Raw genomic sequence first — 16,313 nt, forward strand, 5'->3', positions numbered from 1 at the left:
TTTCTTCTTTTAATACGTACGCATCCGAAGCGTAAGATGTGTTGTCTTAATACCCTATAACTCATTACTTAAACAGTTATACTTCTACGTTTATTTGGCTTGAACTTCTTGATTTGTATAGTTGCTGCCATATGCCGGAAACATTGCTGCCATATGCCAGCAATCTTGCTGGCAATTGCCGACAACCTTGCTGGCATATGGCAGCAATCGCATACATCTAATTCTTTAAGGCGATAGATTGGTCTTCTCACATCATATCAGCTATGTGTTTTAGCCTTTTAAGAATACTAAAGAAAGCATTCTTTCATCAAAATAATAAAGAAATATAATATTGAGGTTTCGTATTAAAAAGAAAACCATCCGGTAGAACTAATGCTATCAGATGGTTTCCTTGTTTTATTATTGTTTAAACAAGTCTCTCTATATCTTCTATTGAAAGACCTGTACCTTTGGCAACTTGCTCTAGTGTGAACCCCATGCCGAAAAGACGCTTGGCGGTGGCCAACTTTTCTTTGGCAACACCTTCTTCTCTGCCTTCTTCTCTGCCTTCTTTTCTGCCTTCTTCTCTACCTTCTTTTCTGCCTTCTTCCTTCGCAGTATCGATTGAATTTTTTATGTCTCGATAGGCCTTAAGACTATCCTCGTATTCTCGTAATTCTTGTTGACTGAATTTAGCGATTTCAGCTTCTTCAAACAATTTCGTGAAAATTCTCTCTTTTAAAGCTTTCGGTCGTTTGTCAAGCTTGGGTAAATTCTTGAGAACATAGAGCCATTTGTCATACAGAGTTTCTAGCTCAGTCTCGCTTTTGTTGAATTTGGCAATCTCAATATACTTGAAAGAAAGCTTGTCGTTAAAGACCTTGAATGTCTTTTTGTCTAGCAGGCCAACATCGTGATTGATTTCTTTTTGGTCGAAAGCTTCTTCCTTAAAATCAAAGTTGAGCAATGCTACTGTATAAACGTGGTCTAGCTTGAAATTCCAATCCTGTCCTTTTGGTGCTTGCTCTCTGATAGGAAATGTAGAATAGAAGAGAGAACGGTCTTTGAAGTATTTCTGAAAGGCGTTCTGCATTTCAACGATGAACTTTTCTCCTTTCTCATTTTCACAATACACGTCAAAGATAGCTTTGCGCTCAGCGAAAACATCACCAACGTGCTCGCTATTAAGGTAGCGAACATCCTTAATGACTTGCTCTCCATCAAAAAGTGAATTCAGAAAGTTGATGAGCAAGTCTTTGTTTGGCTTTGTTCCAAATATACGTTTGAAACCAAAGTCGGTAAGTAAGCTAATATATCGTTCTTCTGATAATCTCATAATCATTTCTTTTTATAGATTTCTTTTGGCAAAGATACGACTTTTTATAATATCTCCCAAGTTTTTTTGCACAAATCTATCATTTTGATGTAATTTTTGACAAATCTCTGAGATGTTCTTTGAGAAGATACGATATTTATATCATTTTAGACGATATTGTGAGCGTTTTTGCAAGATTATCAGTACTTTTGTGGCGAAATATCAATAACGAAAATAATAAATAACGCAAAAATATAAATAACGCAAAAATCATAACCGAAATGAAACGAATCTTTTTATCGCTGATACTCACAGCGGCAACCTTGCCTTGGGCTACTGCAGTCCTGGCACAGCAGGACCCATCTGAGGCTCCTGCCACCAGACCCGTAAATCCTGTTTCTGCATCACAGAAACTCATCTTCGTACCGGACTCTCTGAAACCCTATGATTTCAATAAGGATGATGAGAGATGGTGCTGGCGACATAGTGCACAGACCCAGAATATCGTGTATTTCTGGGAAAAGCCATTCGGAGATAATCCGCAGAATCCTCCTTCGCTCGAAGGTAAGCCGATGAAATTCGACCTGGGTAATCTTCAGACTCAGGTAGAACGGTTCTACCGTTTCTTTCGCGATACCCTGAAATTCTCTCTGCCGGGAAGCATCTGCGACCAGTATAAAATGATGGTGATGGTGAACTATTCGCTGGAAGGAACCGCTTACGGCGGAACTTATGATGACTTTATCGGGGCGCTTTGGGTAACGCCTAACCGTATTCAGGATCAAAAACTCAACTGTCTGGCTCACGAGTTGGGACACAGTTTCCAGCTTCAGATTATGGCAGACAAAACGGGTGAAGCCTGGGGTGGTAGCGGTTTCTTCGAGATGACATCCCAATGGATGCTCTGGAGAGTGAATCCCGACTGGCTAACGGACGAGAAGTTTCATTTTGATGCCTTCAGACAGCTTACCCATAAGGGTTATCTGCATCTGGACAACATCTATCATTCGCCATACGTGATAGAGTGGTGGGCTGAGAAGCATGGTTTGGAAAGCATCGCCCAGCTCTATCGGGAGGGAAAAGTAGGAGAGGACCCGGTTGTTACCTACAAGCGGAAGTATAAGATGAGTCAGAAGCAGTTTAATGATGAAATGTTCGACTGCTACCGTCATCTCGTGGACTTCGATTTCAATTATGCCCGTAAGGAGACCCGTCCTTATGCCTGCACCTTCGACACCAGGATGCTGAAGCAGAAGAACGGTTATCTCCGTCCGGATACAGCTTCGGTTCCAGAGAACTATGGTTTCAACGCCATCAAACTGGAAATCCCGAAGGCAGGCAAGAAGGTTACTGTAGATTTCAGAGCACTCGATGCTGAGGGTAAGGCGTTCAAGGCTTCCAAGGACAAGATGGCACGCACCATCGGTTATCGTTATGGATTGGTGGGAGTAACCGCCGATACTGATGAATGCATCTATGGTCAGATGGGTGATGCGATGAATGGAAAGGTTTCGTTTCAGGCTCCAAAGTCCCAGCTTCTCAAGGCGCTCTATCTCGTGGTGATGGGAGCTCCTTCGAATCATTCGCTCGATCCATCTTCCCGCCGTTTCCCTTATGAGGTAAGAGTGAAGTAAGGATTGGACTTCCCTTAACTTCTCTAACTCCCCATATACGAAAGTTCGATACTTAAGAAATCAACAAGTAAAATTTTAAATATAATGAAGAATCAGATTTTAGCTCTTTCGCTGTTGAGCGCAGCTTTGGCGATGCCGGCAGCTACAGCTTCAGCACAGGGCACATTAGAAGATTACAACAGAGCCTATGCGCTGCGTCATCAGTTCTCTGCCGATTCCGTGTTCTATTGGGCACGTTCATCGGCTTGGTGCGATTCCACCCACGTACTGCATTATCAGATTTCTACTCCTCAGGGCAAGAAGTTTGTATCCTATGATGCCGACAAGGATGAGATGAAGACTTATGATTCGCAGGAAGCGATGGAGAAGGCGCTGGGCATCAAGCCTCGCCGCCCTTATAAGCCTCAGTTTGGCAGACGCCATGAGCGCCATTGGATGGAGGTAGATGAGGAGAAGGAGGCTTATCCGGTACTTTCGCCCGACGGCAAGATGGAAGCCTACATCGAAGGTTACAACGTGGTGGTTCATGAGGCAGGAAAACCTTATACCGAAGCCAAGCGAATCCTCACTCAGGATGGTACCATCGGATGCTATTACAGCAACCGCATCCAATGGAGTCCAGACGGCAAGCACATCTTCGTATGCAAGCGTGTTCCGGTAGAGAAACGCTATGCCTACTACGTAGAATCTTCGCCTGCCGACCAGCTGCAGCCTATCCTCCACAAGCAGGAGTATGCCAAGCCGGGCGATGCCCTGCCACAGCACTATCCGGTCATCATCGATGTGGCTACCGGAAAGAAGGTGGAGGCTGACAAGCATCAGATAGAAAACCAGTATGAACTGGAGTGGATGCAATGGACACCAGACAGCAAGGAGGTGACGATGGAGTACAACCAGCGTGGGCATCATCTTTATCAGATGCTGGCGATGAATGCCGAAACCGGCAAGCTTCGTACCGTGGTAGAGGAGCGTGCCAATACCTTTGTGAACTATGGTCGTCTGTGGCGTCAGTTTATCAAGGATGGCAAGCAACTGCTCTGGATGAGCGAGCGCGACAACTGGAATCATCTCTATCTCTACGATGTGCAGAAGTCGAAGGTTATCCGACAGATTACAAAGGGCGACTGGTTTGTTCGCGGCATCCAGCGTATGGATGAAGAGAAGGGAGAAATCTATTTCTCGGCTAGTGGCGTGAACAAGAATGAGGACCCATATCTGGTGCATTATTATAAAATAGGTATCGACGGCAAGAATATGGTGGCGCTCACTCCTGAAGAGGGAAATCATAGTGCCCAATATACCTATGATTACCGTTATCTTCTGGATACCTATTCTAAGGTGGATGCTGCTCCTGTTACCGTGCTCAGAGATGCGCAGACCGGTAAGCTCGTCAAGACTCTGGAGACGGCTGATATTGCAACGCTGAAGAAGCACGGATGGGTTGCTCCTGAGGTATTTGTGGCTAAGGGGCGTGATGGTAAGACTGATATGTGGGGCATCATCCAGCGCCCTACCAATTTCGATCCGAACAAGAAATATCCGGTTATCGAGTATATCTATTCGGGTCCGGGCGATGCCTATACTCCGAAGAGTTTCATGCCATACAACTGGTACACCACTTCGCTTGCCGAACTCGGTTTCATCGTAGTTCAGCTCGATGCGATGGGAACTTCCTATCGCGGCAAGAAGTTTGAGGAGGTTTGCTACAAGAATCTGAAGGATGCCGGATTCCCAGACCGTGAACTCTGGATCAAGGCTGCAGCCAAGAGGTATCCTTATATGGATGCTGATAATGTGGCAATCTATGGCTGTTCGGCAGGCGGACAGGAGAGTACCACAGCCGTATTGCTGCATGGCGATTTTTACAAGGCAGCCTATAGTGCCTGCGGCTGTCATGACAACCGGATGGATAAAATCTGGTGGAACGAGCAATGGATGAGCTGGCCTATCGATTCCAGTTACGTGGAGTGCAGCAACGTGGAGAATGCCCACAAGCTGGAGCGCCCATTGATGCTGGTGGTAGGCGAGATAGATGACAACGTAGATCCTTCGAGCACCTATCAGGTGGTGAATGCGCTGGAAAAGGCGAACAAGGATTTCGAACTCGTGGTGATTCCTGGAGCCCATCATACCATGGGCGAACTCTATGGCGAGCACAAGCGTTACGATTTCTTCGTGAAGAATCTGCTGGGTGTGAAACCGCCTAAATGGAGTGATGTAAAGAGCAAGTAATTCAGGTTTCAATCTGTTGATAGTGAAACTTCTCACTTGAATCATTATTTAAGTTTTGCCCTGAAGCAAACGGATAGTCTTACTATTAAAAAGTAGCTATTTGCTTGTTTCGGGGCTTTTTTTGTTCTTTTTGTTGTATTTCTCGTTATATTTTTGTAATTTTGCGGCATTAAATTATCTAACAACAGAAAATAAAGACCCATATAATGAGAAAGATATCTACTCTAATGGTTTCTGTGCTCTGCATGATGATGCCTGTAGGGGCTGAGGCGCAGGTGCCGACCGCTTTTGTCTCGAAAGGGGCTACGGATATTCAGGCGCAGCCACATACGGTAACGCAAACCAACTCGGGTGCACAATGGGCTCCTATCGACCCTATGGTGCGCTCTATCACGATGGATGATGGTTTGCCGAGTAATGCTGTGCGTAGCGTGGTTCAGGGTTCCAAGGGATACATGTGGTTTGGTACAGACAACGGATTGTGCCGTTTTGACGGATACGATGTCAAAACCTATTATAATCCCTTTACGACTGTAGACCAGTTTGTGAGCGCCCTTACTGCTTGCGAAGAAGGCCTGCTGGTAGGTTGCAATAATGGAGCCTATCTGTTCTGTAATGCAACCGACCGATTCCAGAAACTGAGTGATAAGATTACGGCGCCTGTCTTTAATTTTTCGCTTGACGGCGATCAGAATATTTGGATTTCTACCAACGGACAGGGTGTGTTCAGATACAATCGGACAACTCACGAACTGCACCAGTATCCAATGAAGAATATTCAGGGTAAAGTGCAAAGTACGCTGGTTGATGCCAACAACCAGGTATGGATGCTTTGTAACCATGGTGAAGCCAGCATCTATCATCTCAACAAGTCGACAGACCAGTTTGAAGCATTCCCTCTGAAGGGCGATGCAACCATGTTTCACGGCATGGCGATGCTGGCTGCTCCCGATGGCAATCTTTATGTCGGAACCTGGGAAAACGGACTTTACAAGCTCAACGCAGATGGTAGTGCCGAACAGCTCATCAGCGGAACCTTGAGTAATGCTGTTCATCATATCCACCAGCTTTACAACAACGGCAACAAGTATATTCTCATAGCCAGCGATGATGGATTGGTGCAGTATGACATCCAGAACCGCTCTTGGAGTATGCTGTCGGAAGTAAACGATCCGAGCCGGAGTACCAACGAGCGTTTTGTTTATGGTATTGCTGGCGATAATGAAGGCGGCATCTGGGTAACTACTTTCTATGGTGGCGTAAGTTATCTTCCTTCTACGAGTGTTGAAGAACGTTTCCGTGCTTACTCAGCTCGACAGGGGGGATTGCGCGGTAATGTGGTAGGAAGATTCTTCGAAGACCAGCAGCATCGCATCTGGATAGCTACCGATGATGCTGGACTTGACTGCTTCAATCCCCAGACCAACAGTTTTGTTTCTTATCCGGGCAAGGCGGCTATGGGCAAGTATAATGTTCATGCTCTCTTTGCCAATGGTAATGATCTGTGGGTGGGAACCTATGGTAATGGTGTCATCAGAATGAACATGGCTACCGGAGCGCAGCAGATTTTCCAGACCGATGGAATGGTTTCGGGAAGTAATGCCTATTGTATTTATCGTGACCGGAAGAACCGGCTGTGGGCGGCTTCGATGGATGGAGCCAGCCTTTTCGATGAGGGGCAGCAGAAGTTTAGTAAAATCAAGTCGTTCAAGTCGCTTACCATCGATATCAAGGAAGATCCTCAGGGCAACGTATGGTTTGCTACCCAGGGAGGTGGCTTGTGGCGCTTGGACAAGAATAATGCCTGGAAACAGTATAAGCATGTTGAGAATGATTCTACTTCGCTGGTAAGTGATCAGGTAAACTGTCTGGTTATTGGAGAAAAGGGGCAGCTCTATGCCGCAACCGGCGATGGGCTTTGCGAATTTCTGCCTTCAAAAGGTATATTCCGACGCATCACCATCGAGGCGCCTAGCCTGGATTTCGCGAGTCTTGTCATTTCGCAGGGAGTAATGTGGATTTCTACCAGCAAGGGTATTGTGAAATATACGCCGGGTGAACCTGTCCAGCTGTTCAATAAATATGACGGACTTACCTGTGACCAGTTTATGCCAAACGCCGGACTTCTGGCCTCTGATGGCAGAATCTATTTCGGTTCTACAAGAGGTTTCAACTGCTTTTATCCATATCTCGTCAAGATCAACCAGGTAGCTCCTCCTGTAGCAATCACCTCGGTAGAACTCTTCGGTCAGCCGATAGAGGCGGGGAGCGACCAGCTGGAGAAATCTCTGAGTCATGCAGCAGAACTCAATCTGTCTCATAACGAGAATACCATCAATATCTCGTTTGCCGCCCTAAGTTATGTATCGCCTGAGAAGAACCAGTATGCTTACAAACTTGAGGGAGTAGACAAGGATTGGATTTATACCCACGAGCATCGTGCCAACTATACCAATCTTCCTGCCGGAACCTATACCTTCTTGGTTAAGGCAACCAATAATGATGGTGTATGGTCGAAGAATGAGGCAAGACTCCAGATTGTGGTTCATCCGCCGTTCTGGTGGTCTCTGCCAGCCAAGATTCTGTATCTTCTGCTCATCGGTTACGCAATCTACTGGTTCATGCAGAGCCGGTTGAAACGTGAGAAACTCCGTCATCAGGAAGAACTCGACCAGTTGGAACTCAAGCAGGATCAGGAGATGAGAGATGCCCGCCTGCAGTTCTTCACGATGATTGCCCATGAAATCCGTACGCCGGTAACGCTTATCATCGGACCTTTGGAGAGTCTGAAAGAGCATTGGAAACAGGTTTCCGGAAAACTGGCCGATGGTGAAACTATCACGCAGACGCTTTCTGTTATCGACCGTAATGCCCAGCGGTTGCTCCTGCTCGTCAATCAGCTGCTCGATTTCAACAAAGTGCAGCAGAAGGGCATGCAGGTTCATTTCCGTTTGAACAACATTTCGAAGCTGATGCATGCTGTGGCAGAGCGCTTTGCTCCTACCTTCGAGCAGAAAAGCATCCGTTTTGAGGTAGATTATCCAGCTGATGAGCTCGTGGCGATGATAGATCAGGAGGCCATTACCAAGGTTATCAGCAATCTGATGACCAACGCCTTGAAATATACCGGAGATTATGTACGCTTGTCCTGTCGCCTTCTGGAGAATGAAACCCATTTCCGCATAGAGGTGGAAGACAACGGATTGGGAATCAGTCCTGACGAAAAGGAGAAAATCTTCGGAGCCTTCTATCAGGCACGCGACAATAAACCGGGAACAGGAATCGGTCTCAACATCGTGAAGAATCTCGTTGAGGCTCATCATGGTATGGTTGAAGTAGAATCTGCAGTAGGTAAGGGATCTACCTTTATCGTAACCTTGCCGCTTAACCAGGTGGATGCTGTGGTAGAAAAGGCAGACGAAATGGTGAAGGAAGAAGAGGTTGACGCAGAGGAAAATCTGCTGACAGATGAAACTCCTGCTGAGCAAGGTTCTCAAAAGGCAGGCGATGCTATTGTTAGTCCGCTTCGTGAACCGGCAAAACCGGCGATGCTGATTGTGGATGACGATGAAGACATGCGCCAGTTTGTGAAGGCTCATTTCGAAAAGATGTATACGGTTTATACCGCCGACAACGGAAAGGATGCGCTCCGTAAACTGGAGAAACATCCGGTTTCGCTCATCATAAGCGACTGGATGATGCCGGAGATGGACGGTCCGGAGTTCTGCCGTAGGGTGCGTGAAAATTCTGAATATTCTCATCTGCCGTTCGTGATGCTTACGGCAAAGACCGATGATGCGGCGAAGACGGAGAGTATGAACTGTGGAGCCGATGTCTACATAGAAAAGCCGTTCTCGATGAAGTATCTTGAGGCAAGCGTAAGACAGCTTCTTGAGATGCGCCGTCTGTTGAGGAGTAAGTTCTCTCATACTCCGCTTGAGCCGATAGCAGAGATTGCTCCAACTCAGGTTGATAATGCGTTCCTGGAACGAATGTCTCGCATCATTGAAGAGAATGTGGCGAATCCGGAGCTCAACGTGGCGTTCCTTGCAGAGAAGATGGGCATGAGCCGCTCTTCGCTCTTTAATAAGATTCGCGGTCTTGCCGATGTTACGCCAAACGAGATGATCCAGCTCGTGAAACTGAAGAAGGGCGCAAAGCTCCTGAAAGAAGGAAACTACCGCATCAGCGAAATCAGCTATATGGTAGGTTTCAGCAGTCCTAGCTATTTTGCCAAGTGCTTCCAGAAGCAGTTTGGCGTCAAGCCGATGGATTTCGTAGCTGCGGAATCGTAGGATAGAAAAACTATTCGGATAGAATAAAAAATCGCCTGGGTGCTCAGATGCATCCAGGCGATTGTCTTATTTGTAAAAAGCCTATTCTTTATTTCTTTGTGGCTCTGATAAAGAAACCGATGAGGCAGATGTAAGCCAGGAGCGAACAAACCTCAGACATCGGATTAACCCACCAGCTGTCGGCGATACTTACTTCGATGCCGCCAAACTTCAGAAGGGCGCTAACCACACCCATCAGGGCTCCACCGGCGATGAAGCCGCTGGCGATGAGCGTTCCCTTCTCACCACGTTCGCTGTTCACCTTGGCATCCTTGCTGCGTGAAGTAACATACCAGTTGATGGCTCCACCCACGAGCAGAGGAACGTTCAGTTCCAGCGGAATAAACATACCCAGAGCGAAAGCCAGGGCAGGAATCTTGAAATAAGTCAGCACGATGGCTATCATGGCTCCGATGCCATAGAGCACCCAAGGAGCTCCCACGCCATTCATCAAAGGGTCGATAACCGCAGCCATCGCATTAGCCTGAGGAGCTGCAAGCGAACCCGATGCGAAACCGTAAGTCTCGTTCAGCAGCATCATCACGCCGCCCACGGTAGCCGCACTCACCAGGGTACCGAGGAATTTCCATCCCTCCTGTTTCTTAGGAGTTGTTCCCAGCCAGTAACCAATCTTCAGGTCGGTAATAAACGAACCTGCTACCGAGAGGGCTGTACAAACCACACCACCCATAATCAGGGCAGCCAGCATGCCGCCAGGACCTTTCAGGCCGACAGCCACCATCACCACAGAGGCGAAGATGAGCGTCATCAGGGTCATTCCCGAAACTGGGTTTGAACCCACGATAGCGATGGCATTAGCCGCTACGGTAGTAAAGAGGAAGGCGATGGCAGCCACGAGCAGAATGGCGATAATGGCGAAGAGAAGGTTGCCCTCCATCACGCCAAACCAGAAGAAGAGGAAGGTTACGAGGATGGTAACAAGCGAACCGATAGCGATAATCTTGAAAGAGATGTCGCGCTGGGTACGCTTCACGTTCTCATCCACATCGCTCTTGCCCTTCAGCTCCGTGGCAGCCAGACCTACGGCACTCTTGATGATGCCCCAGCTCTTGATGATGCCGATGATACCTGCCATGGCGATACCGCCGATACCGATGCTGCGGGCGTAGGCACGGAAGATTTCCTCCGGACTCATCGCACCCACGGTCTTCACGATGCTAGGATCCCAGGCGCTCAGCACGCTATCATGGAAGATAACGCTCATGCCCGGAACAATCAGCCACCATACTACGAGCGAACCCAGACAGGTGAAGAAGGCATATTTCAATCCGATGATGTAACCCAGACCCAATACGGCTGCACCTGTGTTCACCTTGAACACGAGCTTCGCCTTGTCAGCCAGGTCGCATCCCAGACTTACCACACGCGATGTGAAATTCTCATTCCACCATCCCAGGCTGGCTACGATAAAGTCGTAAAGACCACCCACCAGTCCGGCTATGAGCAGCGGCTTAGCCTGGTCGCCTCCCTTGGCTCCGCTCACCAGTACCTGCGTGGTAGCCGTAGCCTCAGGGAACGGATACTTGCCGTGCATATCGCTTACGAAGTACTTGCGGAAAGGAATGAGGAACAGAATTCCCAAGACTCCTCCCAAGGCCGAAGCCATGAAGATCTTCATAAACGAAGTTGTCATCTCCGGATATTTAGCCTGCAGGATGTAGATGGCTGGCAGGGTAAAGATGGCTCCTGCCACCACAGCACCCGAACAGGCTCCGATGCTCTGGATGATGACATTCTCGCCCAGCGCCTTGCTACGCTTGGTAGCGGTACTTACGCCCACGGCGATGATGGCGATTGGGATGGCTGCTTCGAACACCTGACCCACCTTCAAACCCAGATAAGCTGCGGCGGCAGAGAAGATGACTGCCATCACGATTCCCCATGTAACTGACCATCCGTTCACCTCAGGATAAACCTTGTCAGGCGACATCAGCGGCTTATATTCCTCCCCGTCTTTCAGTTCGCGGAATGCGTTCTCGGGGAGTTGCAAATTGTCTTTTTCTTCCATTATTTCTCAATTCTGATGATATACTCACTCATGAAACTTGCACCTGGCTGCAGACGGTTCATCAGATACTTGTCCTTAAACTCGCCATCATATTCAGCCCAGTCGTTCAAACCATACCATGGCTCGATGCAGATGAATGGAGCGTGCTTGCCTGTTGGGTTCCAGATACCTACGGCTGGAGTCTTGAACTCGAGGGTTACATGAGGTTCGCCCTGCTCGTTGAGAATGCTCACCTGCTTAACCTGACTCTTGTCGAAGATAACAGCATCTTCTGCGAAAGTCTCCTCGTTTACTTCCCAGATACCCTTGTCGGTTTCTACGGTTTCCTTAGCCTGACGGTCGATGCATCCGCCTACGTTGCCATAGAGACGAACAGGAGCCTCGTTGTCGAGTTTCAGGGTAGCCTTCATTTCTTCGCCCTTCTTGCAGCCAGGAACCATGAATGCTGGGTGACCGCCAATCTGGAAGAAGATTTCCTTGTCGTCGGTATTCTCTACGTGCCAGATGACATGAATCTCGTTGCCCTGCAGGCGGTAAGAGATGGCAAGGTTGAAGTGGTAAGGATAGTTCTTCTGAGTCTCTTCGTTGTCGATGAGCGCGAAGGTGAGGCGGTCGGCAGTCTTGCCAACGAGTTTGAACTCTGTATCGCGTGCGAAACCATGGCGAGGAAGGTGATACTCCTTGCCCTCTATGCGATAAGTGTCTTTCCACAATCCGCATACGATAGGGAAGAGGATAGGAGAGTGGCGGTTCCAGTATTTCTCGTCGCCATCCCAGAGATATTCATTACCATTAGCATCCTTGATGCTCTGAAGTTCTGCTCCGAGAGATGAAATCTCAAGTGTGAGCTGATCATTCTTAATCTGTTCCATTGTTATTAATTCTTTTGTTTAGTTTTTAATGTTTCATCTGATTATCTTTTTTCAAAGATATTGCAAAGGTACAATTTATTTTCGTAAAGCACAAGAAAAGAGCGTTTTTTCTCAGATATTACAATATATTTATACGATTTTGTTAGCTTATCTCGAATATTTGCTGTAACTTTGTAGCCCGAAATAGATAGATAACAAGAAGTATAAGAAAAAAATAGTATTTAATCTAATGACAAGCAGTAATAAAGTTAAAGGCTTTGCGGCGGGTATTGTTGCCGCAGTATGTTATGGTACCAATCCTTTGGGCACGCTCGAACTCTATGGCGACGGATTCAATTCCAGTTCTGTACTCATCTATCGTTATCTCTTGGCGGTACTGATGTTTGCCGTGGTGATGCTGTTTCGCAAGGAGAGTTTCAAGGTGAAGTGGGGACATCTGATTCGTCTTGGCGTGCTGGGCTGCATGTTTTCGCTCTCATCAGCTACGCTTTATGTCAGTTTCCATTATATGGCGGCAGGTATTGCCAGCACCATCCTCTTCGTTTATCCTATTATGACAGCCATCCTGATGACGGTCTTCTTCCACGAGAAGGTAACGTGGTCTACCTCGCTTGCCATTCTTCTGGCGGTATCGGGAGTAGGATTGCTCTATCAGGGCGATGGAAACGATAAGTTGAGTACGGCGGGTTTTGCCCTCGTCATGTGTTCATCCCTGCTTTATGCCCTTTACATCATCTCCATCAACCAATGGAAGAATCCGGGCATGTCGAACATCAAGTTCACCTTCTACATTCTGGTGTTCGGACTCATCACGATGCTCATCTATTCGTTTATTGCGGGCGAGCCGATACAGATGCTTCAAACGCCTAAACAATGGCTCTGTGCTGCCCAGCTGGCTTTGTTGCCAACGGTATTGTCGCTTTTCTTCATGACCATCTCCATCAATCTTATCGGCAGCACGCCAGCCGCCATCATGGGAGCCCTGGAGCCAGTAACAGCCGTCATCATCGGCGTATGCGTCTTCGGCGAGAGCTTCTCTCTGCAGCTGGCGATAGGCATCCTCGCTATCCTGGCTGGCGTAACGATTATCATCGCAAGAAAGAAAGGGTAAAAAGGCTGTTTAAAGGTAAAAAAGTAAAAGGGTAAAAAGGTAAAAAAGCCTAGCGGGGTTGCGTGTCATCCCTCTGGTTCCCGTTCCCAGCGATTCCATCGCTGGTCCCCATAAAGGTAAGAAGAAAAAATCCTCGCTCGAAAAAGAACTCGAACGAGGATTTTTTTTATCTGTTCTAGCCGCAAGCAAATAGGCTCGCAAGCCGCCAGGCGTTAAGATGATTATCTCAGGATATCCTTCAGGGCAAAATTGGCGAGGATGCTGGTGCTCTGGCTCAGCATGCGGATAAACTCCTGGGCTGAGTTTTTCATGTAAGCATCTTTCAGAATGTGGATGCAGCCATCCATTTCGTTGTCGGCAGCATCGATAGGAATCGCCTTCATGCCGTTCTGCAGAATGGTGGTCGATTCGGAGAGAATGGTCACCAGATTGCTGCGGCTCAGAAGGTCGAAGATGATGTTTACATTATTCACCTCTACCATAATCTTGTAGTTCAAATCTTTGCCCTCTACCATGTGATCAAAGGCGTTGCGTGCCTGCAGACCCTTGCAAGGAAGGATGAGGTCGTAACGCTCCAGATCGGAAAGCTTGACCGATGAAAGGCGCGCCAGCGGATGATTCACGTTCACGATGGCGGCAAGACGGTTGCTGAAAATAGCTCGGCTGTCTACCGCCTTTTCGTTCTTCAGAGGCTTGAAAGCCAGAACGAGGTCGAGTTCGCGCTTCTTCAGTCCGTCCATCAGTTCCTGCATGGTGCGGTATTGGATGTTGAGCTTTACATGAGGATAGGCGTGGAGAAAGGCGATGAGCGTCTCGGACATGATGTTGCTGAAGGAGAACGTTACGCCGATGTTCAGTTCGCCTGTAAGCATTTCCTTCAGATCGTTCATGTGGTCTACACAGGCTTCGGCAGAATTGACCGCGTTTTGGGCGTAAGGTCTCAATTCCTTGCCCGCCTCTGTGAGGTAAACCTCATGAGAATTGCGCTCGAAGAGGGGCAGACCTATCTCCTGTTCCAGATGCGAAATCTGCTGTGAGAGGGTGCTCTGGGTGATGTATAACTTGCGCGAAGCTTCTGAGAAGTTGAGCGTCTCGGCTACCTTCAAGAAATATTTCAGTTGTCGTATTTCCATATTGTTCCTTTATTGAAGCTATCGGCTATAGAAATAACCGATAGCTAAATTTGGGTGCAAAGATAAAACATTTATTTTAATATCCTCTTTTTTTGAAGAATAAAATGGTGTTTTATCGCATCTCTACTTCTTTTTATCCGGTTATCATCCGATGAAAAACCGGTTAACATCGGATGAATTTCTGATTATCATCCGATGAAAATCAGATTTCCAACCAGATGATTATTTGATTTCTACTTCGTGCAAATCTACGAATTCGCCATTCTTCTTCTTTCTTTCTACCAGCATGGCAAGCAGCTTGCGCTTGCGGTTGTCGGCGATGAAACGGCGGAAGAATACGTTTGGAATTGCCACACCAAGGGCGATGCAGATGATGGCGAGCGAAGCCTTGATGAGGTTGTTCATACCTACGGTTACTTCGCCTACCACGCCATGCATGTCGATGAAGGCGAACAGGGCGCGATACATCAGAACTCCCGGTACCATTGGGATAACGCTAGGAATGGTGATGCATTGGTGAGGGGTATGGAACCAATGGCGCGCCTTGATCACAATGATGCTGATGAGCGCAGAACCGGCAAGCGAACCGATGCTCAGACCCATGTCGAGACCGATGTTGCCGTTAGATGGACCCAGATTGACGAAATTGCGGAAGCAAACGGCGATGATACCGCCCACAGCTACAACCGGCAACAGACGGCGAGGTATGCTGAAGATGGTTGAGAACCCCATGGCCGATACGGCAGCTGCTATGGCAAACTCCCAGTATTCGTGATGAGGAGTCATCGTAAGATCCTTCACAAAGTTGTCGATATGGCAAACCTGGATAGCGAAGGCGATACCGAACGCCATCGCGAAGAGCATCAGCAGGGTGTTCAGGGCACGAACCATTCCCACCTCAATATATCCGTCGAGCATATCGCACACAAAGTTGATGAGTGGAACTCCCGGCACGATGAAGAGGGCACATGCCATCAGCGGATGCCAAGGGGTATCTGAATGCATGAAGGCTGGAAGCGCTTCGGCAATCGATGGGTTGAGCGAAAGGAATGAGGTCAACCAGGCTATCAGAGTGGCTACGAAAGCCGAAATACCGATGGCTACATAGTTGTTGCAGCCCTTGGTTGGCAGGAACATTCTCAGGCGGAAACCCAGAATGGCTGCAAGCGAACAGAAGAAGAAGGCTGGCCAGTCGCAACCGAACTGGATGCAGAATCCGCCGCAGGCAAAACCGCCGCCGATGGCTACCTGCCAAGGGGTGAAACTGCGTGGGGTGGCCTTGATGTCGTTCAGGGCCTGCTCATACTGTTCGAGTGAATAGTTATCCTTGATGGCCTTCCAGGTGAGCTTACTTACCTGGGAAATAGAGGTGAGGTTGATACCGTGCTTCTCGCATCTCTGGAACTTGGAGAAGGAATGCTCCTCGTCGCTATAGTTTACCATCAGCACGTTCCAGTTGATGTAAAGGTGCATGTATCGCTCGTCGAGACCGAGGAAAGCTGCTGCACGCTTCATGGTTCGCATGATGCGGGATGTGTCGGCAGCACTCTCCATGAGAATGCTACCGGTACGTAATAATAAGTCGAGTTTTCTTCTGAGTTCTGATTCTGCTATTTCCTTGCAGTTGCAGTTGTCCTCTACGCAAGCGCAGGTTTTCAATTCTTTTTCTGTCAT

General features: G+C 47.9%; 9 protein-coding genes. 4 read left to right on the top strand and 5 right to left on the bottom strand.

Going from position 1 to position 16,313, the window contains the following annotated elements; genetic code table 11:
• Positions 1 to 406: 406 nt before the first annotated feature.
• On the bottom strand, positions 407 to 1,321 hold the full coding sequence (locus ONT08_RS14155) for an Rpn family recombination-promoting nuclease/putative transposase (protein ID WP_264960262.1): 915 nt from the start codon (positions 1,319 to 1,321) through the stop codon (positions 407 to 409).
• A gap of 254 nt (positions 1,322 to 1,575) precedes the next feature.
• On the opposite strand from ONT08_RS14155, the gene ONT08_RS14160 reads away from it, so the two are divergent.
• From ONT08_RS14160 to ONT08_RS14170, 3 genes are all read left to right on the top strand, one after another.
• Positions 1,576 to 2,928: a DUF6055 domain-containing protein gene (locus ONT08_RS14160; RefSeq protein WP_264960263.1), complete on the top strand. Its 1,353-nt coding sequence runs from the start codon at positions 1,576 to 1,578 to the stop codon at positions 2,926 to 2,928.
• Positions 2,929 to 3,012: 84 nt separating this feature from the next.
• Positions 3,013 to 5,160 carry a DPP IV N-terminal domain-containing protein gene (locus ONT08_RS14165; RefSeq protein ID WP_437183604.1) on the top strand — a complete coding sequence of 716 codons (2,148 nt, stop codon included), beginning with the start codon at positions 3,013 to 3,015 and terminating at the stop codon, positions 5,158 to 5,160.
• 206 nt (positions 5,161 to 5,366) lie between these two features.
• Positions 5,367 to 9,455: a hybrid sensor histidine kinase/response regulator transcription factor gene (locus ONT08_RS14170; protein ID WP_264960264.1), complete on the top strand. Its 4,089-nt coding sequence runs from the start codon at positions 5,367 to 5,369 to the stop codon at positions 9,453 to 9,455.
• Positions 9,456 to 9,543: 88 nt separating this feature from the next.
• On the opposite strand, the gene ONT08_RS14175 is transcribed toward ONT08_RS14170, so the two are convergent.
• The gene (locus ONT08_RS14175; protein WP_264960265.1) at positions 9,544 to 11,523 is read right to left on the bottom strand and encodes an OPT family oligopeptide transporter; all 1,980 of its coding nucleotides are present in this window, start codon (positions 11,521 to 11,523) and stop codon (positions 9,544 to 9,546) included.
• Positions 11,523 to 12,395, bottom strand: a complete 873-nt coding sequence (locus ONT08_RS14180; RefSeq protein WP_264960266.1) for an aldose 1-epimerase family protein — start codon at positions 12,393 to 12,395, stop codon at positions 11,523 to 11,525. The genes ONT08_RS14175 and ONT08_RS14180 overlap by 1 nt, the downstream gene beginning before the upstream one ends.
• Positions 12,396 to 12,624: 229 nt before the next feature.
• Here ONT08_RS14180 and ONT08_RS14185 point away from each other — a divergent pair, with 229 nt between their 5' ends.
• Positions 12,625 to 13,506 carry a DMT family transporter gene (locus ONT08_RS14185; RefSeq protein WP_117586009.1) on the top strand — a complete coding sequence of 294 codons (882 nt, stop codon included), beginning with the start codon at positions 12,625 to 12,627 and terminating at the stop codon, positions 13,504 to 13,506.
• A gap of 221 nt (positions 13,507 to 13,727) precedes the next feature.
• Here the strand turns inward: ONT08_RS14185 and ONT08_RS14190 are convergent, their stop codons facing one another.
• Complete coding sequence (locus tag ONT08_RS14190; protein WP_117586008.1) at positions 13,728 to 14,639, bottom strand: LysR family transcriptional regulator; 912 nt, start codon at positions 14,637 to 14,639, stop codon at positions 13,728 to 13,730.
• A gap of 222 nt (positions 14,640 to 14,861) precedes the next feature.
• Positions 14,862 to 16,313: a threonine/serine ThrE exporter family protein gene (locus tag ONT08_RS14195; RefSeq protein WP_182429193.1), complete on the bottom strand. Its 1,452-nt coding sequence runs from the start codon at positions 16,311 to 16,313 to the stop codon at positions 14,862 to 14,864.

Source organism: Segatella copri, assembly GCF_026015465.1.
Classification (GTDB): domain Bacteria; phylum Bacteroidota; class Bacteroidia; order Bacteroidales; family Bacteroidaceae; genus Prevotella; species Prevotella copri_E.

Coding starts and splice junctions, on each gene's coding strand:
- ONT08_RS14165 (WP_437183604.1), top strand. CDS start 3,013: ATGAAGAATCAGATTTTAGCTCTTTCGCTGTTGAGCGCAGCTTTGGCG.
- ONT08_RS14195 (WP_182429193.1), bottom strand. CDS start 16,313: ATGACAGAAAAAGAATTGAAAACCTGCGCTTGCGTAGAGGACAACTGC.
- ONT08_RS14170 (WP_264960264.1), top strand. CDS start 5,367: ATGAGAAAGATATCTACTCTAATGGTTTCTGTGCTCTGCATGATGATG.
- ONT08_RS14155 (WP_264960262.1), bottom strand. CDS start 1,321: ATGATTATGAGATTATCAGAAGAACGATATATTAGCTTACTTACCGAC.
- ONT08_RS14160 (WP_264960263.1), top strand. CDS start 1,576: ATGAAACGAATCTTTTTATCGCTGATACTCACAGCGGCAACCTTGCCT.
- ONT08_RS14185 (WP_117586009.1), top strand. CDS start 12,625: ATGACAAGCAGTAATAAAGTTAAAGGCTTTGCGGCGGGTATTGTTGCC.
- ONT08_RS14175 (WP_264960265.1), bottom strand. CDS start 11,523: ATGGAAGAAAAAGACAATTTGCAACTCCCCGAGAACGCATTCCGCGAA.
- ONT08_RS14180 (WP_264960266.1), bottom strand. CDS start 12,395: ATGGAACAGATTAAGAATGATCAGCTCACACTTGAGATTTCATCTCTC.
- ONT08_RS14190 (WP_117586008.1), bottom strand. CDS start 14,639: ATGGAAATACGACAACTGAAATATTTCTTGAAGGTAGCCGAGACGCTC.